20 protein-coding genes are annotated in these 23,244 nt (G+C 63.0%); 10 read left to right on the top strand and 10 right to left on the bottom strand.

Annotated features, from left to right (window positions below):
* Positions 1-24: 24 nt before the first annotated feature.
* The 7 genes from rodA to DWB85_RS13085 all read right to left on the bottom strand — a co-directional run bounded on the left by rodA (position 25) and on the right by DWB85_RS13085 (position 6,557).
* Positions 25-1,167, bottom strand: a complete 1,143-nt coding sequence (gene rodA / locus DWB85_RS13115) for a rod shape-determining protein RodA (protein WP_117955423.1) — start codon at positions 1,165-1,167, stop codon at positions 25-27.
* A complete protein-coding gene (gene mrdA / locus DWB85_RS13110) occupies positions 1,167-3,023 on the bottom strand; it encodes a penicillin-binding protein 2 (RefSeq protein WP_117955420.1) in 1,857 nt (618 codons plus the stop codon). Before mrdA ends, rodA begins: the two co-directional genes overlap by 1 nt.
* A gap of 36 nt (positions 3,024-3,059) precedes the next feature.
* Positions 3,060-3,530, bottom strand: a complete 471-nt coding sequence (rlmH, locus tag DWB85_RS13105; RefSeq protein ID WP_117955418.1) for a 23S rRNA (pseudouridine(1915)-N(3))-methyltransferase RlmH — start codon at positions 3,528-3,530, stop codon at positions 3,060-3,062.
* Positions 3,530-3,871, bottom strand: coding sequence for a ribosome silencing factor (gene rsfS, locus DWB85_RS13100; protein ID WP_117955415.1), 342 nt, complete (start codon positions 3,869-3,871; stop codon positions 3,530-3,532). Before rsfS ends, rlmH begins: the two co-directional genes overlap by 1 nt.
* Before the next feature lie 33 nt (positions 3,872-3,904).
* A complete protein-coding gene (gene nadD, locus DWB85_RS13095; RefSeq protein ID WP_117955413.1) occupies positions 3,905-4,552 on the bottom strand; it encodes a nicotinate-nucleotide adenylyltransferase in 648 nt (215 codons plus the stop codon).
* A complete protein-coding gene (locus DWB85_RS13090) occupies positions 4,549-5,805 on the bottom strand; it encodes a glutamate-5-semialdehyde dehydrogenase (protein WP_117955411.1) in 1,257 nt (418 codons plus the stop codon). The genes nadD and DWB85_RS13090 overlap by 4 nt, the downstream gene beginning before the upstream one ends.
* 149 nt (positions 5,806-5,954) lie before the next feature.
* Positions 5,955-6,557, bottom strand: coding sequence for a peroxiredoxin (locus tag DWB85_RS13085; protein ID WP_117955409.1), 603 nt, complete (start codon positions 6,555-6,557; stop codon positions 5,955-5,957).
* A 262-nt stretch (positions 6,558-6,819) separates the two neighbouring features.
* On the opposite strand from DWB85_RS13085, the gene DWB85_RS13080 reads away from it, so the two are divergent.
* Positions 6,820-7,026 carry a bacterioferritin-associated ferredoxin gene (locus DWB85_RS13080; protein ID WP_117955406.1) on the top strand — a complete coding sequence of 69 codons (207 nt, stop codon included), beginning with the start codon at positions 6,820-6,822 and terminating at the stop codon, positions 7,024-7,026.
* Between the two features lie 479 nt (positions 7,027-7,505).
* On the opposite strand, the gene grxD is transcribed toward DWB85_RS13080, so the two are convergent.
* Positions 7,506-7,835, bottom strand: coding sequence for a Grx4 family monothiol glutaredoxin (grxD, locus tag DWB85_RS13075; protein ID WP_117955404.1), 330 nt, complete (start codon positions 7,833-7,835; stop codon positions 7,506-7,508).
* A gap of 181 nt (positions 7,836-8,016) precedes the next feature.
* Between grxD and DWB85_RS13070 the strand changes: the two genes are divergently transcribed.
* The 6 genes from DWB85_RS13070 to DWB85_RS13045 all read left to right on the top strand — a co-directional run bounded on the left by DWB85_RS13070 (position 8,017) and on the right by DWB85_RS13045 (position 16,004).
* Entirely contained in the window at positions 8,017-9,180 is a 1,164-nt protein-coding gene (locus tag DWB85_RS13070) for an aspartate aminotransferase family protein (protein ID WP_117955402.1), read from the top strand.
* 32 nt (positions 9,181-9,212) lie between these two features.
* Positions 9,213-10,127, top strand: coding sequence for an ornithine carbamoyltransferase (gene argF, locus DWB85_RS13065; RefSeq protein ID WP_117955400.1), 915 nt, complete (start codon positions 9,213-9,215; stop codon positions 10,125-10,127).
* Positions 10,128-10,747: 620 nt separating this feature from the next.
* On the top strand, positions 10,748-13,624 hold the full coding sequence (locus tag DWB85_RS13060) for a ribonucleoside-diphosphate reductase subunit alpha (RefSeq protein ID WP_117955398.1): 2,877 nt from the start codon (positions 10,748-10,750) through the stop codon (positions 13,622-13,624).
* A gap of 58 nt (positions 13,625-13,682) precedes the next feature.
* Entirely contained in the window at positions 13,683-14,954 is a 1,272-nt protein-coding gene (locus DWB85_RS13055; RefSeq protein ID WP_117955396.1) for a ribonucleotide-diphosphate reductase subunit beta, read from the top strand.
* A gap of 123 nt (positions 14,955-15,077) precedes the next feature.
* Positions 15,078-15,266, top strand: coding sequence for a hypothetical protein (locus tag DWB85_RS13050; RefSeq protein ID WP_117955393.1), 189 nt, complete (start codon positions 15,078-15,080; stop codon positions 15,264-15,266).
* A 75-nt stretch (positions 15,267-15,341) separates the two neighbouring features.
* Positions 15,342-16,004: a VOC family protein gene (locus tag DWB85_RS13045; RefSeq protein ID WP_117955391.1), complete on the top strand. Its 663-nt coding sequence runs from the start codon at positions 15,342-15,344 to the stop codon at positions 16,002-16,004.
* On the opposite strand, the gene DWB85_RS13040 is transcribed toward DWB85_RS13045, so the two are convergent.
* Positions 15,994-16,695: a hypothetical protein gene (locus DWB85_RS13040; RefSeq protein ID WP_117955388.1), complete on the bottom strand. Its 702-nt coding sequence runs from the start codon at positions 16,693-16,695 to the stop codon at positions 15,994-15,996. The two genes, DWB85_RS13045 and DWB85_RS13040, sit on opposite strands and share 11 nt — an antisense overlap.
* A 286-nt stretch (positions 16,696-16,981) precedes the next feature.
* On the opposite strand from DWB85_RS13040, the gene fadB reads away from it, so the two are divergent.
* The 3 genes from fadB (at position 16,982) to DWB85_RS13025 (ending at position 21,091) form a co-directional block, all read left to right on the top strand.
* Positions 16,982-19,129: a fatty acid oxidation complex subunit alpha FadB gene (gene fadB, locus DWB85_RS13035; protein ID WP_117955385.1), complete on the top strand. Its 2,148-nt coding sequence runs from the start codon at positions 16,982-16,984 to the stop codon at positions 19,127-19,129.
* Positions 19,130-19,156: 27 nt separating this feature from the next.
* Positions 19,157-20,338 (top strand): acetyl-CoA C-acyltransferase FadA, encoded by a 1,182-nt coding sequence (fadA, locus tag DWB85_RS13030; protein WP_117955383.1) that lies wholly within the window; start codon positions 19,157-19,159, stop codon positions 20,336-20,338.
* Positions 20,339-20,719: 381 nt separating this feature from the next.
* Positions 20,720-21,091, top strand: coding sequence for a hypothetical protein (locus DWB85_RS13025; protein WP_117955380.1), 372 nt, complete (start codon positions 20,720-20,722; stop codon positions 21,089-21,091).
* A gap of 52 nt (positions 21,092-21,143) precedes the next feature.
* On the opposite strand, the gene DWB85_RS13020 is transcribed toward DWB85_RS13025, so the two are convergent.
* The gene (locus DWB85_RS13020; RefSeq protein WP_117955378.1) at positions 21,144-22,715 is read right to left on the bottom strand and encodes an amidohydrolase family protein; all 1,572 of its coding nucleotides are present in this window, start codon (positions 22,713-22,715) and stop codon (positions 21,144-21,146) included.
* Between the last annotated feature and the right edge of the window lie 529 nt (positions 22,716-23,244).

The raw sequence follows: 23,244 nt of genomic DNA, 5'->3' as shown, positions 1-23,244 counted from the left end.
CTTTCAGGTTTTGCAGGGTGGGCATTAGTGGACCACCATGCGTTTTTCAGTACTGACCGCCATGAGTATGCCAAAACCGGCCATGAGGGTGACCACGGAGGTTCCGCCGGCGCTGACCAGCGGCAGGGGCACGCCCACCACCGGCAGCAGCCCCGCTACCATGCCCATGTTAACAAAGATGTAAACGAAAAAAGTCAGGGTCAGGCTGCCCGCCATCATCCGCCCGAAGCTGCTCTGCGCCTGGACCCCGATCCAGAAACCGCGCATCAGTATCAACAGGTACAGGGCCAGCAGCACCAGCACCCCGCGCAGGCCGAACTCTTCCGCCAGCACCGCGATAATGAAGTCGGTATGGCTTTCCGGCAGGAAATCGAGCTGGGACTGGGTGCCGGACAACCAGCCCTTGCCCTCCCAGCCGCCGGAGCCGATGGCGGTCTTGGACTGGATAATATTCCAGCCCGCGCCCAGTTTATCGCTCTCGGGATTGAGCATGGTCAGAATGCGCTGTTTCTGGTAGTCCTTGAGGACGAACATCCACGCTGGCCAGGCCGAGGCAATACCCAACAGCACGGCCCCCCAGATATAGCGCCAGCCAATACCCGCCATGAACAGCACAAACAGGCCACTGGCCGCGATCAGCAGGGACGTACCAAGGTCCGGCTGCTGCAGGATCAGCCCCGCGGGTAGCGCCACCAGCACCAGGGCAACACAGACATACTTGAACCGCGGCGGCAGTATGCGGTCGGCCAGGTACCAGGCCACCGCCATGGGCACCACCAGCTTCATGATTTCCGAGGGCTGGAAGCGAAAGCCGCCCACCTGCAGCCAGCGCTGGGCGCCCTTGGCGCCAACGCCGAAAAACATCACCGCCACCAGGGTGCCAACGCCGACCAGGTAAAGCCACGGCGCCCAGCGGGTATAGCGCTGCAGGCTGACCTGCGCGCCGAGAATCATTACCAGGTAAGCGACGACAAAGTAGCGACCCTGGCGAATCACCGCGTCCATACTCTGGCCGGAGGCGCTGTACAGCACGAACAGACCGTAGGCAGTCAGCGCCAACAGCAACAGCAGCAGCGGGACATCGATATGCATCCGGCTGGCGGCACTGGGTGGACGGGCCAGGTCGGCGCTGCCCTGGTGGGGCATCTGGCGAACGTAGTCACCCATCAGGCGGGATCCTCGAAGTCGCTGCTGCCGTAAAGCCAGGTGTCGATCACCCGGCGGGCAATGGGCGAGGCGGCGGAGCTGCCACCGCCATTTTCGACGATAATAGCGACGGCTATGGTCGGCGCCTCGGCCGGCGCAAAGGCGATGAACAGGCCGTGGTGACGGTGTCTCTCGTCCACCTCGTCTTCCTTGTAAACCGCGTTCTGGGCGATGCCGATCACCTGGGCGGTGCCGGTCTTGCCCGCCATCTGGTAGCGAATGCCCTTGGCCAGGGCCTTGGCCGTACCCCGTTTGCCGTGGATCACCTCCAGCATGCCTTCAACCACCGCATCCCAGTTTTCGTCACTGGCCTGCATGGGCTCAAGCACCGGTGCCGCCACCGGCTCGCCGTTAACCGATTTGACCAGGCGCGGTATCCGCCGTTCGCCCCGACTCGCCAGCACGCTGGTGGCCGCCGCCAGTTGCATCGGGGTGGTCAGCATGTAGCCCTGGCCAATACTGGCGCTGATGGTCTCCCCCGGGTACCAGGGCTGGTTAAGCGCACCCCGTTTCCAGTCCGTGGAGGGCAGCACGCCCCGGCGCTCGTTGGTGGTATCGACACCGGTGCGGTCCCCCAGGCCAAAAGGCGCCAGGTACTCGGCCATTCGATCGATGGTCAGGCGCCTGCCCAGGTCGTAGAAGTAGGTATCACAGGATTCTGCGATGGCCATTTTAAGCGCCACCTCCGGCGCGTGCCCGGTCCCGCGGATGCGCAATATCCAGTCCCGGTAGCGGTGGGAATCGCCGGGCAGGCGGTACCAGCCGGGATCCGGCACCGTGGTTTCCGGCGTCACCAGTCCGGACTCCAGGCCCGCCATGCCCATCATCGGCTTGATGGTCGACCCCGGCGGATACTGCCCCTGGACCGCCCGGTTGAACAGTGGCACATCCGGAGAGTCACGCAGGGCACTGTAATCCTTGCTGCTGATGCCGTTGACAAACAGGTTGCTGTCAAAGCCCGGCGTCGAGACCAGGGCCAGCACTCCGCCGGTCAAAGGATCGATGGCGACCACCGCCCCACGCTGCTCGCCCAGTGCCTCGTAGGCGGCCTTCTGTACCTCTATGTCCAGGTGCAGGGTGAGGTCGTCGCCGGGGACTGGCAAGTGACGCTCCAGGACCCGCAACACCCGCCCGTGGGCGTTGGTTTCGACATTCTGGTAACCGACCGAGCCGTGAAGCTGGTCCTCGTAATACTTCTCCACCCCGACCTTGCCGATGTGGAAGGTGCCCCGATAGTCGGTCTCATCGAGCTCGAAGGCCTCCCTCTCGTTGATACGGCCAACGTAGCCCAGGGCGTGCGAGAACAGTTCGCCGTGGGGGTAGTGCCGCAACAGCTGGGCCTCCACCACCACCCCGGGCAGTCGATAGCGGTTTACCGCCAGTACTGCACGCTCCTCCTCGGTCAGGCGAAAGCGCAGGGGCACGGCTTCGTAGGGGCGCCGGCGCTGCAGCCGCTCCTGAAACTTCTCCAGCTGATTGGTGGAGATCGGGACCAGCGCCTGCAATTGCGCCACGGTAGCATCCAGGTCAGGCACCCGCTCCTTGATCACCGAGAGGCTGAAGCTGGGCCGGTTATCCGCCAGCAGCACGCCATTGCGGTCATAGATCAGGCCACGCTTGGGAGGCAGCGGCTGGAGCTTTACCCGGTTGCTCTCCGACTGGGTACGGTAGACCTCGTATTCGGTGATTTGCAGGCTGTGGTAGCGGGCCAGAATCACGCCCAGCAGGGCCAGCACCACAAGCACGGCAGCCACGGTTCTCGCACTGTATATCCGGGACTCCCGGTGAGGATCCTTCAGGGCGATGTGTTGGGGCATGTAACCGCTTGGCCTGGCTTTTCGGAGGTAGAAAATCTACTCGCGATGATACGGGTGATTGACGGTAATTGTCCAAGCCCGATAAAGCTGTTCGGCCAATAAAATCCGCACCAGCGGATGAGGCAGGGTCAGCGCCGAGAGGGACCAGCTGCGCTCGGCCCGGGCCAGACAGGCCGCGGACAAACCATCGGGGCCGCCAATCAACAGACTGTAATTGTCGCCGGACATCTGCCAGTCGGACAGCTGCCCCGCGAGGCCCTCGGTGGAAACCGGCTTGCCGCCAACGTCCAGGGCAATCACCCGGTCAGTGGCCGGAATGGCCTTGAGGATTTGCTCACCCTCGCGCTCCTTCAGCTGGCCGGCGTTACTGCCCTTGCCCCGGGCGGCAAGGGGCAACTCCTTCCACTCCACCCGCAGTTCCCGCGGCATGCGCTTGCTGTACTCCGCCACGCCCTGGCTGACCCAGGCGGGCATTCTGGTGCCGATGGTGACGATGCTGATGCGCATCAGTCGGCATCAGGCTTGGGGTGTGCCGTCCACAGGCGCTCGAGATCGTAGAAGTCGCGGGTCGCCGGCAGCATGACGTGAACCACCACGTCGCCAAAATCCACCAGCACCCACTCACCGGCATCCTCGCCCTCCACGCCGAGGGCCCGCTGCCCCCGCTTCTTGGCCTCCATGCAAACATTATCGGCCAGCGACTTTACATGCCGGTTGGAGGTGCCACTGGTTACCACCAGGTAATCCATCACGTCGGTAAGCCCGGTGACGTCCAGGGTAACCGTGTTAACGGCCTTGAGATCATCCAGGGCTTCTACGACCAGTGCTTTTAACTGCTCAGCTTGCATCGCGCTGATGGCTGTTCATGGGTGCGCCATTCCTCATCGGTAAAGTTGTCCTCTTTCAATATAGTCCAATACGAGGCCCGGCAGCAGGTACCGGGGTGACCGTCCTGCCCTGAGCAGGTCGCGGATCTCGGTGGAGGAGATCGCCAGCGGGCGCAGCTCCTCAACCAGTATGTGCCCGTGGCTGCGCTGGCGCAGCACCGTGCGGTCGTCACTGCGGTGCGCTGCCAGCCAGTCGGCAACGACCCCGGAATCCGGAAAGTGCCAGCCGGGACGGGCAATCACCACAATATGGGCAAGCTCCAGTAATTCCTGCCAGCGATACCAGCTATCAATGTTCAACAGCGCGTCACAACCCAGCACCAGTGCCAGGCTGCAACCCGGGCCGAGTTCGGCGCGCAATTCCTCCAGGCTGAGCACCGTATAGGAGACGCCCTCGCGAGCCAGTTCGCGCCGATCGCAGCACAGGCGGGGTTCATCCTGCACCGCCAGCTCGACCATGGCCGCGCGCTGCTCGGCGCTGCAGTCCGGAGCCTCCCGGTGGGGCGGCTGGGCGCAGGGCATCAGCCCGAGGCGATCCAGCTCCAGCAACTCGCAGAGCTCCAGCGCCGAGCGCAGGTGGCCGTAGTGCACCGGGTTGAATGTGCCGCCAAAGACCCCGACCGGGGTGAGGGACTGACTCAAGAGCGAACCTGCCCCTCGCCCAGCACCACGTATTTCACCGAGGTCAGCCCCTCCAGGCCAACCGGTCCGCGGGCATGCAACTTGTCGGTGGAGATGCCGATTTCAGCGCCCAGGCCATATTCGAAACCGTCGGCGAAGCGGGTGGAGGCATTGACCATGACCGAACTGGAATCCACCTCGCGCAGGAAACGCATCGCCCGGCCGTGGTCGCGGGTCACAATACTCTCGGTGTGCTGGGAGCTGTAGCGGCTGATGTGGTCCATGGCGGCGTCCAGATCATCGACCACCCGCACCGCGAGAATCGGCCCGAGGTACTCCTCGTACCAGTCCTGCTCGGTGGCCGGGATTGCCGCGGGCACAATGGCCAGGGTGCGCTCACAGCCGCGCAGTTCCACCCCGGCGGCCACAAAGGCCTGGGCCAGGCGCGGCAGCATGGCGCCGGCCATGGCCCGGTGCACCAGCAGCGTTTCCATGGTATTGCAGGTGCCGTAACGCTGGGTCTTGGCATTGACCGCAATGGCCTCGGCCATGCTCTCGTCGGCGCCCTCGTCGATAAAGACGTGACAGGTGCCGTCCAGGTGCTTGATCACCGGCACCCGGGCGTCGCTGCTGATGCGCTCGATCAGGCTCTTGCCGCCCCGGGGCACGATCACATCGACGTACTCCGGCATGGTGATGAGCCGGCCCACCGCAGCCCGGTCGCGGGTCTCCACCACCTGTATCGCTGCCGCCGGCAGCCCCGCCTGCGCCAGCCCCTGGTTGAGGTAGCGGGCAATGGCCATATTGGACTCCAGGGCCTCGCTGCCGCCCCGCAGGATGGTGGCATTTCCGGATTTGAGGCACAGGCTGGCCGCCTCCACGGTTACATTGGGCCGCGACTCGTAAATAATGCCGATCACCCCCAGGGGTACCCGCATACGCCCCACCTGGATACCGCTGGGCATGGTGTTCATATCGAAGATGCTGCCCACCGGGTCGGGCAGGGACGCCACCTGGGTCAATCCCTCGAGCATGGTATCGATGCGCGCCGCCGTCAGCTCCAGCCGGTCCATCAGCGAGGCATCCAGGCCATTGGCGGCACCGCGCTCAAGGTCCGCCGCGTTGGCCCTGGCCAGCTCTGCCCGCGCGCCGTCCAGGGCGTCCCGGGCAGCCAGCAGGGCACCGTTGCGGGCGCGGGTAGAGGATGCCGCAACCTCGCGCGAGGCGGCGCGGGCCCGGCGGCCCAAATCAGCCATGTACTGCTCTACGTCCATTCTCGACAATCTGTGCATTGAAAAAGGGCCGGGCAGTATACCCGAAGCGCGCGCGCATCCCCAGCCAGGAAAACCGGGGGATATTGCCGGTTGCAGACACAAAAAACGCGGGCCGGGGCCCGCGTTGTTCGCTACCGTTTGAGCGCCGCTTACAGGCCCTCGGCATTCTCCGACAGGTAGGCCGCAACGCCGTCGGGGGATGCGTCCATACCCTTGTCGCCCTTGTTCCAGCCCGCGGGGCACACTTCTCCGTGCTCCTCGTGGAACTGCAGGGCCTCTACCAGGCGGATCAGCTCGTCGATATTCCGGCCCAGCGGCAGGTCGTTGACCAGCTGGGAGCGCACCACGCCTTCCTTGTCGATCAGGAACGCACCGCGGAATGCCACACCGCCGTCCGCTTCCACGTCGTAGGCGCGGCAGATGTCGTGCGCCACGTCGGCAGCCATGGTGTAGGTCACCTGACCGATACCGCCGTCCTTGATATCGGTGTTACGCCAGGCGTTGTGGGTGAACTGGGAGTCGATGGACACGGCCACCACTTCCACGCCCAGCTCACGGAACTTGTCCATACGGTGATCCAGGGCAATCAGTTCCGACGGGCATACGAAGGTGAAGTCCAGCGGATAAAAGAAGATCAGGCCGTACTTGCCAGCCATGGCCTCGGAACGCTTGTAGGAATCGACAATCTCGCCGGTACCCAGTACCGCTGCCACGTCGAAATCAGGTGCAGGTTTTCCAACTAATACGCCCATAAGGTCTTACTCCATTGTTTGCGTCACATGATGGGGGGCATTGCGCCCCTACTCGGCACGGCATGATACACAGGCCGGGGCGGAGAGCCAATTTGATTGTCGCCATGAGCCAAATAGCCAGTGGCTATCAGCCGCGACCCGAGGCCGCTACCGCGACTGACTGCGGGTCGCGCAGGCACTCTTTTAATGATTAATCTTGTTGACAATCATTCTCGTTTGCATTAACTTTAACCCTAACGCAACAAAACCCGGGTACGCCGCCATGTACGTCTGCCTCTGCAAAGGAATCACCGACACCCAGATCCGCGCCGCGGTGCAGGAAGGCGCCAGTTCCCTGCGCGAGGTCCACGCCTCCCTCGGCGTCGCCAGCCAGTGCGGTAAGTGCGGCATTATGGCCCGGGATATTGTCCGCGAGTCCCTCAACGACCTCACCGAGGCCGACGAACAGCTCTTCTACGCGGTTTCCTAAACCCGCTTCCCTCTTCAACAACGACTGCACGTCATTTCGAGGACGTGAAAACAATCAATACTTCGACCGCCGCACTGGCGACCCGGGTTTACCGTCCCGGGCACGCTACAAGCACATCCATGTGCGCTCGGCTTCGGCCATCCATGGCCTCAGACGTCCCGGGACGGTAACCCCGGCCCGCCAGCGCTCACATGCGCATGCTGACGGTATTCGGCTTTCTAAATGAGAGTGGATCTGAACCTGTGGACGTCCACTCCATGGCTTCGGGAAGCCTGGCCTGGCGCTACCCCTGAATGGATTCAAGCTTCGTTGGAGCCACCGATGGCAGCGGCGCTGGGGCTGGGAGTTCCATCCCAGACCGTCTGCGGCCATGGATGGCCCGGCCGGCGGTCCGGGAAGCCGAGCCTACAGGGACGTACTCGTGGCGTGTCTGGGATGGAACTCCCAGGCTCGGAGCTGCGGGGGTACCAGGCGAGACCTTACTCCGCAGCCTGCGCCGCGGCAGTCTCCTTGATCAGGGTCTGCAGCTCGCCGGACTCCGCCATCTCGGTGACGATATCGCAGCCACCGATCAGCTCGCCGTCCACCCACAATTGGGGAAAGGTCGGCCAGTTGGCGTACTTGGGCAGGTTGGCGCGAATCTCGGGGTTGGCGAGAATATCCACGTAGGCGAAACGCTCGCCGCACTGCATCACTGCCTGCACCGTGCGGGCGGAAAAGCCGCACTGGGGTTGATTGGGGGACCCCTTCATGTAAAGAAGAATGGGGTTGCCCTCTATCTGCTCTTTGATTGTGTCAATAATATCCATGCCAACTCCTGTATTACTTAGTGGCGCGAACGCCGGTCTCAAGGCCGCGCATTCTACCTTATTCTGACCACAAAATACCCACGGGGTTTGCAGGTGATTTACATCAGCCCGGCGCCGGTCTATAGTTGCCGGTCCCGAGGCAGCTCCCGCTGCCTTTTTGCGTTTATACGGAGAATGAAAAATGTCGGCCCTGATGCCTACCTACGCCAGGTTACCAGTCACTTTCAGTCACGGTGAGGGTGTGTACCTCTTCGACACTGAGGGCCGACGCTACCTGGACGGGCTATCCGGCATCGCGGTCACCGGCCTGGGCCACGCCCACCCCGGTGTCACTGCGGCCATTCGCGACCAGGCCGACAAGCTGGTGCACGCTTCCAACCTCTACGGCATTGGCCCGCAGGAACAGCTTGCCGAGCGCCTGGCGGGCGTCACCGGCATGGAAAAGTGCTTTTTCGGCAACTCCGGCGCCGAGGCCAATGAGGCGGCGATCAAGCTCGCCCGCCTCTATGGCCACAGCCGCGGCGTGGAAAAACCGGCAATCATCGTCCTCGAGGGCGCTTTCCACGGCCGTACCCTGGCCACCCTCAGCGCCACCGGCAACCGCAAGATACAGGCCGGTTTCGAGCCCCTGGTCAGCGGCTTTGTGCGCGCCCCCGGCAATGATATTGAGGCCATTCATCACATCGCCGCCAACAACCCGGACGTGGTCGCCTTCCTCGCCGAGCCCATCCAGGGCGAGGGCGGGGTCAATGAACTCGACCCCGGCTATCTCCAGGCGGTGCGCGCCATCTGCGATGAGCAGGGCTGGCTGATGATGCTGGACGAAGTCCAGACCGGCAATGGCCGCACCGGCAACTGGTTCGCCTACCAGGACATGAACTTCAGCCCCGATGTGCTTACCACCGCCAAGGGCCTGGGCAACGGCGTCCCCATCGGCGCCTGCATGGCCAGGGGTGAGGCCGCGACGGTGTTCGGCCCCGGCCATCACGGCTCCACCTACGGCGGCAATCCGCTGGTCTGCGCGGCGGCGCTGGCGGTCATCGACGCCATCGAGGCGCAGCAACTGCTCGGGCATGCGGCGCAAATGGGCAAGCTGATCCGGACGACCATCGAGACCCAGGTCGGCGACTCCGGCCCCCTGGTGGCGAGCCGCGGACGCGGCCTGATGCTGGGTTTCCAGCTCGATCGCGACTGCCCGGAACTGGTGCAGCGCGCGTTGGACGCGGGACTGCTGATCAATGTCACCGCCGGCAACACCATCCGCCTGCTGCCGCCGCTGGTCATCAACGAATCGCAGGCGACCGAACTGGCCACGGGCGTCGCCAGGCTGATTGGCGACCTGTAGGCCCGCGACAACATTTTGCAAGAGAGATAGACATGGCCTCTACCCGGCACTTCCTGACCCTGCTGGACTTCAGTCCGGCGGAACTGAACGCAATCATCGCGCGGGCGATAGCAATGAAAGCGGAACACCGCGCGGGGACGGACCAGCGCAGCTTCCCGGGCAAGGTGCTGGGCATGATCTTCGCCAAGTCCTCCACCCGTACCCGGGTTTCCTTCGAGGCGGGAATGACCCAGCTGGGCGGGCACGCCATGTTCCTGTCGCCGAACGACACCCAGCTGGGACGCGGTGAGCCCATCGAGGACAGCGCCAGGGTCATCTCATCGATGGTGGACATCGTGATGATCCGCACCTTCGGTCACGACATCGTCGAAACCTTCGCCGCCCACTCCTCGGTGCCGGTGATCAATGCCCTCACCGACGATTACCACCCCTGCCAGCTGCTGGCCGACATGCAGACCTACGTCGAGCATCGCGGTAGTATCGCCGGCAAGGTCGTGACCTGGGTCGGGGACGGCAACAACATGGCCCAGAGCTACATCAACGCCGCCCGTCAGTTTGACTTTGAACTGCGGATTGCCTGCCCCGAGGGCTACGACCCATCGCCCGACCTGCTGACGGCCAACCGCGACCGGGTGAGTATTGTCCGCGACCCGCTGGCGGCGGCTGCGGGGGCCAATCTCGTGGTCACCGATGTCTGGGCCTCCATGGGCCAGGAAGCGGAGCAGCAGGCCCGCGAAACCGCCTTCAGCGGCTACCAGATCAACGCCGAACTGATGAGCCATGCGGACGCCGACGCCCTGTACATGCACTGCCTGCCCGCCCATCGCGGCGAGGAGATCAGCGCCGAACTCATGGATGCGGCCGACACCGTGATCTGGGACGAGGCCGAAAACCGCCTGCACGCCCAGAAAGCACTGATGGAGACCCTGCTGCTGGCCGCCGGCTAGCCGCGCCACTGCCGGAACGGCCGCCGCTGCTGCGGCTGTTTCCCGGCAATTGCCCCCCGGTGTGGGCGGGCAAAAGATTAAATAACCTTGGGGAATATAAACCACTGCCCCATATAAAAATTTAATCCTAGCGCCCTCGCCTACCGCCCCCGCGACGGCCTCGCTGGCCTCTGGCGATAGTGGACACCGACCTATCACCCTATCAACAACTTATCCACAGAATAAACCCAGGCTGGTGCCTTGCAAACCCGGCAAGCCCGCATTATCTTGTATCCATACCAGCGACAAACCCCAATATATAGGGTTCACGGCGAGCAAAAATTAACCAGGCAGCAGCCGGTTGTAACGCCGCTGTTACCCAAGTGCACAATTGTGGGAGCCACGGAAACAGGCCGCTGGCCAGGATCAGGAGACCACGTTCGCGCCGGACCCTCGACCAGGGGTCTGGCCACAAGTGGAGCGGACGTGAGAAGCGTAGGGGAGATCACCGCCCTCCGGGGCGGCGCGCTGCGCCGGGCAGGCTTCCCGCGCCCGCCACCAGCCCGGTGCTGGAACCAGGCGACAGCGTGTATGTGGTACCCACAACAATAAGGCCCCAGGCCGTACTTTTCGGAGACAGCATGCAAACAGAGACCAACCCCAGCGGCCCCAGCGCCGGCACTGCAACTGTGGGACAGGCAAGCGCGACCGCCAGTGGCGGAATCGCCGCCACCGCCCCCGGCCAACTGCGTGTGATCAAGCGCAACGGCACCGTGGTGCCCTTTGAGGGGAGCAAGATTTCCGTCGCCATTACCAAGGCCTTCCTGGCCGTGGAAGGCGGCACAGCCGCGGCGTCCAGCCGGATCCATGAAACCGTGGCCAAACTGACCGAGCAGGTCATCGCCACCTTCCAGCGGCGCATGCCCTCAGGCGGTACCATCCACATCGAAGACATCCAGGATCAGGTGGAACTGTCGCTGATGCGGGCCGGCGAGCACAAGATCGCCCGCGACTATGTGATCTACCGCGAAGAACAGTCCCGCAAGCGGGCCGCGAAAGCCTCCCTGTCGCAGGAGACCCAGGACGCGGCCAGTGCCATCACCGTGGTCCAGCCCGACGGCAGCCGGCTGCCCCTGGACCTCGAGCGACTGCACACCGTGGTCAGCGAAGCCTGCGCCGAACTGGCGGATGTCAGCGAGTCGGACATTCTCGATGAAGCGCTGAAGAACCTCTACGACGGCGTGACCGCCAGGGAACTGGCCACCTCGCTGGTGATCACCGCCCGCACCATGATCGAGCAGGAACCCAACTACTCCTACGTCGCCGCCCGGCTGCTGTGCGACAACCTGCGCGCCGAGGCCCTGTCCTTCCTCCAGGTGGCAGACGATGCCACCCAGGCCGACATGGCCCAGCTCTACACCCGCGCCCTGCCCGCCTACATCGCCCGCGGCATCGAACTGGAACTGCTGGCGCCGGAGCTGGCCACCTACGACCTGGACATGCTGGGCCGCGCCCTGCTGCCCGAGCGCGACCTGCAGTTCACCTACCTGGGCCTGCAAACCCTGTACGACCGCTACTTCATCCACTCCCGGGAAACCCGCTTCGAGCTGCCGCAAATCTTCTTCATGCGGGTGGCCATGGGCCTGGCGGTGGCGGAACCGCAGAAGAACGAGCGCGCGATCGAGTTTTACCAGCTGCTGTCGTCCTTCGACTACATGAGTTCCACCCCCACCCTGTTCAATGCCGGCACCCTGCGCCCGCAGCTGTCATCCTGCTACCTGACCACAGTGCCCGATGACCTGCACGGCATTTATGGCGCCATCCAGGACAACGCCATGCTGTCCAAGTTCGCCGGCGGCCTGGGTAACGACTGGACCCCGGTGCGCGCCCTGGGCGCCTATATCAAGGGTACCAACGGCAAGAGCCAGGGAATCGTGCCTTTCCTCAAGGTTGTCAACGACACCGCGGTGGCGGTCAACCAGGGCGGCAAGCGCAAGGGGGCGGTTTGCGCCTACCTGGAAACCTGGCACCTGGATATCGAGGAATTCGTCGAGCTGCGCAAGAACACCGGCGACGATCGCCGCCGCACCCACGACATGAACACCGCCAACTGGATTCCCGACCTGTTTATGAAGCGGGTGTTCAACGGCGAGGACTGGACCCTGTTCTCGCCCAGCGACGTGCCCGACCTGCACGACCTCTACGGCCGCGCTTTCGAGGAGCGCTACGCCCAGTACGAGGCCATGGCCGCCGCCGGCGAGATCCGCCTGTTCAAGACTGTCAAGGCCGAGAACCTGTGGCGCAAGATGCTGGGCATGCTGTTCGAGACCGGCCATCCCTGGATGACCTTCAAGGACCCCTGCAACCTGCGCTCGCCGCAGCAACACGTGGGCGTGGTGCACTCCTCCAACCTGTGCACCGAGATCACCCTCAACACCAGCAAGGACGAGATCGCGGTGTGCAACCTGGGCAGTGTCAACCTGCCCCGCCACATCGATGAGAACGGCCTCAACCTGGAGAAACTGCGCCAGACCGTGCGCACAGCGGTGCGCATGCTCGACAACGTCATCGACATCAACTACTACTCGGTGCCCCAGGCGAAGAACTCCAACCTGCTGCACCGCCCGGTCGGCCTGGGCCTGATGGGCTTCCAGGACGCCCTGTACAAGCAGCACCTGGCCTACGGCTCGGAACAGGCGGTCAGCTTTGCCGACCGGTCGATGGAAGCGATCAGCTATTTTGCCATTGAAGCCTCCAGCGAACTGGCCGCTGAACGCGGCGCCTACGCCAGCTACCAGGGCTCACTGTGGAGCAAGGGTGTGTTCCCCATCGACTCGCTGCAGCAGCTGATCGACGAGCGCGGCGCCGATTACATCCAGGTTGACCAGAGCCAGACCCTGGACTGGCCGGCCCTACGCCACAGGGTGCAGCAGAACGGCATGCGCAACTCCAACGTGATGGCGATTGCGCCCACGGCGACCATTGCCAACATCACCGGGGTGTCCCAGTCCATCGAGCCCACCTACCAGAACCTGTACGTGAAATCGAACCTGTCGGGGGAGTTCACCGTGGTCAACCCCTACCTGGTCAATGACCTGAAGCAGCGGGGACTCTGGGACCGCGTCATGGTCAATGACCTCAAGTACTACGACGGCTCGGTGCAGGCCATAGACAGGATTCCGGCGGACATCAAGGCGATTTACGCCACCGCCTTCGAGGTGGAGCCGCGCTGGCTGGTGGACGCCGCCAGTCGCCGGCAGAAGTGGATCGACCAGGCCCAGTCGCTGAACCTGTACATCAACAACGCCAGTGGCAAGAAACTGGATATCACCTACCGCATGGCCTGGTACAACGGCCTGAAAACCACTTACTACCTGCGCTCGCTGGCGGCCACCGGCACCGAGAAGTCCACCATCGATACCGGCGCCCTGAACGCCGTGTCATCCGCCGCCGCAGCGCCCGCGCCGGTGCCGGCGGCCTGCTCGCTGGACGACCCGGACTGCGAGGCCTGCCAGTAAGCGACGAACCATGAATCACTGGATCACAACAGAAACCAAAGCCAGGGGACAGCAATAGATGTTGAGTTGGGATGACTACCACAAGGAAGACAGCGCAGCCGCCGCGGCCGCGCCCCAGCCGGCTGCAGCGCAGCCGCTGGTAGCCGAAATGAACACGCCACCAGGGTCGGTGGCGACAGCGCCAGAAAAAGAGCCGGCAGCGGCACCGGCAGCAGAACCGGCGGTTGCGCACACTGATGCGGTAGCCAGGGCAGCCGCGGCGGTACAGAACCTCGATGTGGCGCCGGGTCTGGAAGAACTGGAAATGGGCGCTGCCCGGGTGTCGGTGGACGAGAAGGCAATGATCAACTGCCGCGCCGACCTCAACCAGCTGGTGCCCTTCAAGTACGACTGGGCCTGGCAGAAGTACCTGGACGGCTGCGCCAACCACTGGATGCCGCAGGAAATCAACATGACCGCCGACGTGGCGACCTGGAAGAGCGCCGACGGCCTGACCGGGGACGAGCGCCGCATCGTGATGCGTTCGCTGGGCTATTTCTCCACCGCCGACTCGCTGGTAGCCAACAACCTGGTGCTGGCCATCTACCGCTTGATCACCAACCCGGAGTGCCGCCAGTACCTGCTGCGCCAGGCTTTCGAGGAAGCCATCCACACCCACGCCTACCAGTACTGCATCGAGTCGCTGGGCATGGATGAGGGCGAGATCTTCAATATGTACCGGGAAGTGCCGTCGGTTGCCGCCAAAGCCGCCTGGAGCCTGAGCCACACCCACAGCCTGTCGGACCCCAGCTTTACCACCGGCACCCCGGAAGCGGACCAGGAACTGCTGCGCAACCTGATCGGTTTTTACGCGGTGACCGAGGGCATCTTCTTCTACTGCGGCTTCACCCAGATACTCTCCATGGGCCGTCGCAACAAGATGACCGGCGTGGCGGAGCAGTTCCAGTACATTCTCCGTGACGAGTCCATGCACCTGAACTTCGGTATTGATGTGATCAACCAGATCAAGCTGGAGAACCCCGGCCTGTGGACCGATGCCTTCAAGCAGGAGGTGATCCAGATGATCCTGGAGGGCACGGAACTGGAAATCCAGTACGCCCGCGACACCATGCCCCGGGGGGTGCTGGGTATGAATGCGGCCACCATGGAAGAGTACCTGCACTTCATCGCCAACCGGCGCCTGTCGCAGCTGGGTCTGCCGGAGCAGTTTGCCGGCGCGCAGAACCCGTTTCCGTGGATGAGTGAAATCATGGACCTGCGCAAGGAGAAGAACTTTTTTGAAACGCGGGTTATCGAGTACCAGACAGGCGGCGCCCTGAGCTGGGACTAGGGCCGGCTGGCCGGCCTGCGCGAAACCAAGACCAGCCGGCCGCCCCTGCGGTACGAGGGGCGGCTGGATGGCACCACAACCGGCAGGGTGAACGTCAACGCAACGACAGTCGAGGAAGCACGAATGTCAAATAACAAACCCACGGAAACCGAGACCATCCTCATGGCCCTGGACCAGATCAGCCAGACCATTGACGTGATGACCAGCGTGGTCAACCGCCTGCGCAATTACGTCCAGCAACAGGACGTGGCCACTGCGGACACTGGCGTGGACTGCGCTGGCGACCTGCAGGCCGACCGCATAATCCACTGATCATCCGCGGGGTACCGGCATCGGGTTGCGACCCGAGCTGCCGCTGTCACCCCGGGGTTTTCACCCGCTTCTTCCATGTATCCCGCATTCGATCATATTCTCACCCAGGTGCCAGACCTGGAAGCCGCGATGGCCGACTACTCGACGCTGTTGCCCGCAGCCGGCACTGACGGCTTTGCCCTGGCGAACGTCAACGTCCAGTTGCAGCAGGTTGACGATATCGCTGCCCCGCGCATTGCCGCACTGGCCCTGCTGGACCCCGCCATGGCCCCGGGAACATCAGCGCCGCTGGCCGGTGGACCACGGAAAATACCGCTGCTCAGGGCCAATAACCGCGATCCCCGCTACTGCGAACCCGAATCCGCCACCGGCATCTACGCGGTGGATCACCTGGTCCTGCAGTCGGCGGACGCCGAGGCCTGTATCGAACTGTTCCGCGAGCAACTGGGGCTGCGACTGGCGCTGGACCAGGAGGTGCCCGAGTGGGGCGGCCGCATGCTGTTCTTCCGCCACGGGAAAATGACGCTCGAAGTCATCCACAATCTGGAGAAACCGCCGGCCCGGGACTCTTTCTGGGGCATTACCTACCTCTGCCACGATATTGACCAGACCCTGGCCGCCCTTGCCAAGGCGGGTGTACAACACTCTCCCCTGCGGCAGGGGCGCAAACCGGGCACCCGGGTCAGCACCCTGAACAGCCATTGCCTGGGGCTGCCAACCCTGTTGATCAGCCCCTGACCGTGTCCGCGGGAGCCGGCGCTGCGGCGGCTGTCCCCCGCACCTGCAGCCGGAACACAATCATCGCTACCAACACCAGTATCTCGGCGCTGGACTCAAGTATCTCCTCGAACACCTGGCCAGTCAGGTTGTGGAACACCGGCACCTGGTCCACCAGTTGCGACAGGAAAAATACCCCGCCCCAGGCCAGAACGAACAGGGCCCAGGGCAGCCGCGCCCTGAGGGCGGCAATAAACACCGGCCGCTGCTTGCGCAGGTAGCGGTACATCACCACCAGGAACAACAGCACGATCGCCGCCAGGAACAGCTTGGTATACAGCGGAATCAGCTCATGGCTGAAAAAGCGCTTGAACTGGGTGGCCTTGGCGTGCGCCGACACTTGGTAGTGGCAATCGGCTTCCCGCAGGGCATAAAACATCAGCAGGTAGCTCAGGTAGAGGTAGTCGGTGCTGCGCCGGCTGTCAATCAGCGCAAACAGGCAGGCCATGGCGAAGGCGGCGAATATGGCGGTCTGGCCCGCCAGTTGCACCGGGCCGCTGTCTTCAATCAGTTGCTTGAGCCGCAGGGGATCCTCCACCGCCAGCAGCAAGCCCGCCGTCACCGCCATGGCGATGAGCAGCAGGCCGAACAGCAGCGCCGTGCCCGCGAGCCCGGGCCTTGGAGACTCAAACACCGGTTCCAATTGCACCATGGCAGCCCCCACACAGTTTTCTTACAATATATTCTGCTTCGCGCAAAAATAAAGCCCCTGATCTCCCCCGACGGCAATAGCATAGAGGCGGTGTGTCATCAGCCGGAATGATGGTTATTGCCGGGGGCTGGATTCCCAAATGTAATCGCTGTAAACTTCGGCCCCTGAACGGGCTGATAGGCGGCACTGATAGCGGCCATCTACTACAGTGATGGCCTCCAGCCGAAGCTTTGACTACACTCAATGCCCGCACAACACCCCCACCCACCTGAGACAGGACATCGATATGATCTACCAGAGTGACCAGCTCACGATCAAACGCCTGGACGGCGACATCGCCGAGCTGAACTTCGACCTGCAGGGCGAATCAGTCAACAAGTTCGACAACGCCACTGTAACCAGCCTGACCGCTGGCCTCGACGCCCTGGAGGCAGAGAGCGGCATCAAGGGCCTGCTGGTCACCAGCGGCAAGCCAGTGTTCATTGTCGGTGCCGACATTACCGAATTCGTCAGCCTGTTCGGCGCCAGCAAGGACGAGATCAAGCCATTCACCGGCGCCAACAACAAGAACTTCAACCGCATCGCCAGCCTGCCCTACCCCAGTGCCGTCGCTATCAACGGCTTCGCCATGGGTGGCGGCCTCGAAGTCTGCCTGGCCTGTGACTTCCGGGTCATGAGCGAAACCGCCAAGGTCGGCCTGCCCGAGACCAAGCTGGGCATCCTGCCCGGCTGGGGCGGCACCGTGCGCCTGCCGCGCATTATCGGCGTCGATGAGGCGGTGATGTGGATGGCGACAGGGGCCGAAAAACGCCCCGCCGACGCCCTGAAAGCCGGCGCCATCGACGCGGTCGCCAGCGCCGAGGAGCTGCGCGCGGTGACCCTGGCCACCCTGCAGGGGGCCATCGACGGCAAGCTGGATTACGCCGAACGCCGCGCACGCAAGCACGGCCCGCTGCCGCTGAATGACACCGAGGCGCTGATGACCTTCTTCACCGTCAAGTCGATGGTGGCCCAGCAGGCCGGCAAGAACTACCCGGCGCCGGTGAAAGTGGTCGAGGTAATCGAGCAGGCGCACAAGATGGGCCTGGAAGAGGCGCTGGAGGTGGAAGCCGAGGCCTTCGCCGAGCTGGCCACCGGTCCCGTGGCCGCGGCACTGGTGGGAGTATTCCTCAACGACCAGTTGCTGGGCAAGAAAGCCAAGGGCTGGGAGAAAAAGGCCGACAAGCGCATCGAACGGGCGGCGGTGCTGGGCGCTGGCATCATGGGTGGCGGCATCGCCTATCAGAGCGCCTACAAGGGCACCCCCATCAAGATGAAGGACATCAACCAGGCAGGCCTGGACCTGGGCCTGTCGGAAGCCAACAAGCTGCTGGCCAAGCGCGTGGATCGCGGCCGTATGACTGCCGTCCAGATGGGCGAGATCCTCAACAGCATCGACCCCACCCTGAGCTATGGCGGTTTCGACGAGGTCGACATCGTGGTGGAAGCCGTGGTCGAGAATCCCAAGGTCAAGCACGCGGTACTGGCAGAGACCGAGAAGCAGATCGACAAGGATGCCGTGCTGGCCTCCAACACCTCCACTATTTCTATCAGCTACCTGGCGGAGGCGCTGGAGCGCCCGGAAAACTTCTGCGGCATGCATTTCTTCAACCCGGTGCACGCCATGCCGCTGGTGGAAGTGATTCGCGGCGAGAAGACCTCCGATACCGCCGTTGCCCGCACCGTGGCCTACGCCAACAAGATGGGCAAGAAAGCGGTAGTGGTTAACGACTGCCCCGGCTTCCTGGTCAACCGGGTGCTGTTCCCCTACTTTGGCGGCTTCAACATGCTGTTGCGCGACGGCGCCGACTTCCAGGCCGTGGACAAGGTGATGGAGCGCTGGGGCTGGCCCATGGGCCCTGCCTACCTGATGGACGTGGTCGGCATCGACACCGGCGTGCACGCCGCCAACGTCATGGCCGAGGGTTTCCCCGACCGGATGAAGCCTAACTTCAAGAGCGCCACCGAGGTGATGTTCGAGCTGGAGCGCTACGGCCAGAAAAACGGCAAGGGCTTCTACGAGTACGTGGCCGACAAGCGCGGCAAGCCGCAAAAGACCGTCAACGAGGACGTGTACGGGATGATCGCCGACGTGGTCGGCGAGCGCGCCGAGTTCGACAAGGACGACATCGTCATGCGTATGATGCTGCCCATGGCTATCGAGCTGGCCCGCTGCGTGGAAGAAGGCATTGTCGAAACCCCGGCGGAAGCGGACCTCGCCCTGCTCTACGGCGTCGGCTTCCCGCCCTTCCGCGGCGGCGTCTTCCGCTGGATGGACACCATCGGTTTGGCGGCTATCAAGGAAGCCTCGGAAAAGTTCGCCCACCTGGGCAAGGCCTACGAGCTGACCGACCGCATGAACGAAATGCTCGCCAACGGCGAACGCTACTATTAAGCAACGGGCTGACAAAGGAGAAATACTGTGAGTTTGAATCCAAGAGACGCAGTGATCGTAGATTACGCCCGCTCAGCCATGGGGCGTTCCAAGAACGGTTGCTTCCGCAATGTACGCGCTGACGACCTGTCTGCACAAATCATCAAGGCCATGCTGGGCCGCAATGAGGCGCTGGACCCCACCGAGATCGACGATTTGATCTGGGGCTGCGTAATCCAGCGCGGTGAGCAGGGCATGAACCTGGCGCGCATGATCGTGCTCAACGCCGAGCTGCCCCACGACATCCCGGCGCAGACCGTCAACCGCCTGTGCGGCTCGTCCATGAGCGCCCTGCAGACCGCCGCCGCCAATATCATGGCCGGCGTCGGTGACGTTTACCTGGTCGGTGGCGTCGAGCACCTGGGTCACCTGCCGATGATGGACCCGGCCAACGTCGACCCCAACCCGCGCATGGGCCGCTCGGTGGCCAAGGCGGCGGGCATGATGGGCATGACCGCGGAAATGCTGGCGATCCTGCACGGCGTCAGCCGCGAGGACCAGGACAAGATGGGCCTGCGCTCCCACCAGCTGGCCCACAAGGCCGCCGTGGACGGCAAGTTCGACCGGGAAATCGTGCCCATCGATGGCCACGACGAGAATGGCGCCCTGATCAGCGTTCGCGTCGACGAGACCATTCGCCCCGACACCACCCTGGAAGGGCTGGCCCAGCTCAAGCCCTCCTTCAACCCCCAGGGCGGCACCGTCACCCCGGGCCAGTCCTCGCAGATATCCGACGGCGCCTCCGCCATGTTGATGATGTCCGCCGAGAAGGCGCAGGCCCTGGGCTTGACTCCCATCGCCCGGGTGAAAGGCATGGCGCTGGCCGGCGTGGATCCCTCGATCATGGGTTACGGCCCGGTGCCCTCCACCCAGAAGGCGCTGAAAAAGCTGGGCCTGACCATGGACGATATCGACATGGTAGAGCTCAACGAGGCCTTCGCCGCCCAGGCACTGCCGGTGCTCAAGGACCTGGACCTGCTGGACAAGATGGACGAGAAGGTCAACGTTCACGGCGGCGCAATCGCCCTCGGCCACCCCTTCGGCTGCTCCGGCACCCGCATCACCGGCTCCCTGCTGAACATCATGGAAGACCGCGACCTGACCCTGGGCGTGTCCACCATGTGTATCGGCCTTGGACAGGGGATCACCACGGTGGTGGAGCGGGTTTGATACGCGCCAGCGCATGGACTGAACAGGCCCGCTAAATCAGCGGGCCTTTTTTTGGCCCTAACTTCTATCGGTACTTACCGAACAGCCCTGGACCACGACGACATCAGCCACCGCAATTAACGAGGCCGTTCTGCGCTTTAGCCACCTACAACGGTTTCAATCCTGGTAGACCAAGGGCCGCTATCGCTAATGGCGGATTTACCTGCCAGGCTGAAGCATGTTACTGGACGCCCATGTTTTTCTCCGGCACTGGCACCCACCTGCAAATAGGAACTAATGTAAACTCTTGCTGTAACATGCTGAAAGCAACGAACGCCAAGCCCATTGCACTTGTTAGTGCCATGCGTGTTCGGCACACACTAACCGCTTGTCGGGTGACTGATGGAAGAACTTACCCTCGCAGAAATTCTGGAACTGATTCGGATCAACGAAGAAGCCATGGTAATCCAGTTCCAAACCTGGCTTACCATCACCTTTGCTACGATTGTGGCTGTCTTCGCCGGCAGGAATCTCCTCACAGGATTGATGCGGTGGCTGGTGACCCTGTTATATCTGCTGGCCTCGTTGGCCGTGACAGCCTTAAGTATCTACCTGGCAGAAAACAACGCCCTGTTAGTCACTATTCTAGCCGCCCGCGACGTTGCCGTGGCTGCGCCGGTATTTGCCGGCATTACATCGTTCGTGTTGTTTCTGGCCGGTGTCGGCACGACCGTGTACTTTATTCATATGAAAACGACTGACGAGACCAGCTGACAGGCCGTTAAAGTCGATCGCGCTATATCCCGACATAAGAACGCCTGGCCTCTCAGTCGGCCAGTTGGCGTCGCATCAACGGGCTGGCCAACATATCCCACAACAGCCGCAGATTGGCCCTCACGCTTGAGGCCTGCGCGCGCGCGAACTGCCGCAGCGCCTGCAGTGACCGCGCATCGTGGTGGTGGCCGGCGATAAATACCCCGGCGATCCGCCTTGTATTGGCGATGTCGGCCAGGGGATTGGCCTCCAAAAGCACCAGATCCGCAACCTTGCCCGGGGCAATGGTACCGTGCGTGGTTTGCGCGCCGGCAAACTCCGCCGCTGCGATGGTGGCGGCGCGGAGCGCCTGCGCCGGAGTTAGCCCGGCATCAACGAACATTTGCAGTTCGCCGTGCAGGCTGGAGCCGGGGAACACCAGGGTGTCGCTTGTGTCGGTGCCCGTTAGGATACGCACGCCGGCCGCATGAGCCTCGCCCACGTCCCGCGAGGCGAGGTCGAACAAGTGCGCGTGAATGCTGCGCCCGTCATTCGCCAGCGGTTCGGCGGCGGCGCGGCGTGCGTCCGGTCCCCACAGCAGCTTACGCCGCAGCCAGGGTATGTCTGCGAGGCGCGGGTCCTGGTGTGCGGCCGGCTGGGCGGCGGTCACGGCCATGCGCAAGGTCGTGAGTGTCGGCACCCACCAGGCGCCGGCTTCGGCCATATTGCGCATGTGTTGCGCACAGGCGGCTTCGTCACGCTCAGTCAGCAGTCGCAGCCTTAAAGTGGCATTGTAGGCTGCGAGTGGGTCGGGAGCGCTGCGGAAGGCCTGCGCGCCGCCGAAGCACTCGAACAGAAACAGCCGGCCATGCTCAAAGGAGCGTTGCCCCATTGCGAGCGCTGTTTCCAGGGAGACCTTAACCGGACGATGGCCGGCGATGCCCAGCCCTTGCTCACGCGCACTCCGGGCGATCCAGGCGAACTGCTGTGGTGCGAGTTCGCTGTAAGTTTTGATGAAGTCCACTCCCTGGCCTCGATAGAATGCTGCCAACTCTTCGGCGTGTTCCAGGCTCTCCAGGCGGAAGAATGCCGGCAGGCCCTCAGGCACTTCGTTGCCGCCGTTGGTCTGGTAGCTGCTCTGCAGCGGGTAGCGCGGCGAGACACGTTGCCCCTGCACCGCTTCATTGGTCCAGCGGCGGCGATCGTGCGGGCAGGCCCAGTAGGAGTCGTCTTCGGAGAGGCAACCGGACATGTCGCGCACACTGGTCACGCCGTTGGCGATATACAGTGCATGGTGGAACTGTGGCGAACGCTTGATCGAGTGGGTGTGCATGTCCCACAGGCCAGGGATCAGGAACTGTCCCCGCGCATCCAGAATACGAACCCCTGCAGGCAACGCCTCAGCCGAGGCCGGTCCGACACGCTCGATGTGACCATCGCGCAACACCACGGTTTGTCCCGCCAATGACTCGCCGTGCTCCACATCGATGATCGTTACATCCACCAGCGCTACCGGCCCCGAGTGTGCCAGCCATGGCGGATCGGCTATTGGCCACAACAGCGCCACTACCAGTGCCGCTGCACCGACGAGCAGCCCGGCGCCCAGGGCCTGCAGGAAAACTGTGATGCCGTGAACCTTTATCAATTGTAATCGTTAGCTGCCAACGCGGACTCTAAAACTTATAGTTATAACAGATAGGGGCGAGCAGTATCAGCTAGATCAACAGATTCCGTTACGGAGATCCGTCCGCTTTCGCCCCTAGCTGATATTGAGCTAGAGCTCCTCTGTCGATCACGCGTACGCCGGTGCTTATAGATAATTGGACATTTATACAATGGATTGGGAAGCCGCAGGCGCACTCGGAGAAATTATCGGAGCCACGGCAGTCGTAGTTTCACTGCTATATCTCGGCATCCAAATTCGAGCCCAAACAAGGCAATCGCGGATCGCAGCCATGCACGAAATATCGGCAGGCTTTCGAGAGGTGATAGGCGTTTTTCAATCCGAAAATATGGCGAAGCTTTTCATTCGGTCTAAAGACTCGTTGGAAGAGCTAGCCTGAAAAATTCACGAAGGGGATAGTAAAACGACGGAAAGATCTTGAAAATAAGGGTGTCGAAGCCATACCAACAAGAAATTCCGCCGTGACAAAATGCTACCAGAATTCGTTCGA

This window comes from Seongchinamella sediminis (genome assembly GCF_003457605.1).
In the GTDB taxonomy this organism is placed as follows: Bacteria; Pseudomonadota; Gammaproteobacteria; order Pseudomonadales; family Halieaceae; genus Halioglobus; species Halioglobus sediminis.
The sequence above is the reverse complement of the archived record's forward strand: the minus strand, read 5'-3'. Positions and strand labels throughout refer to the sequence as shown.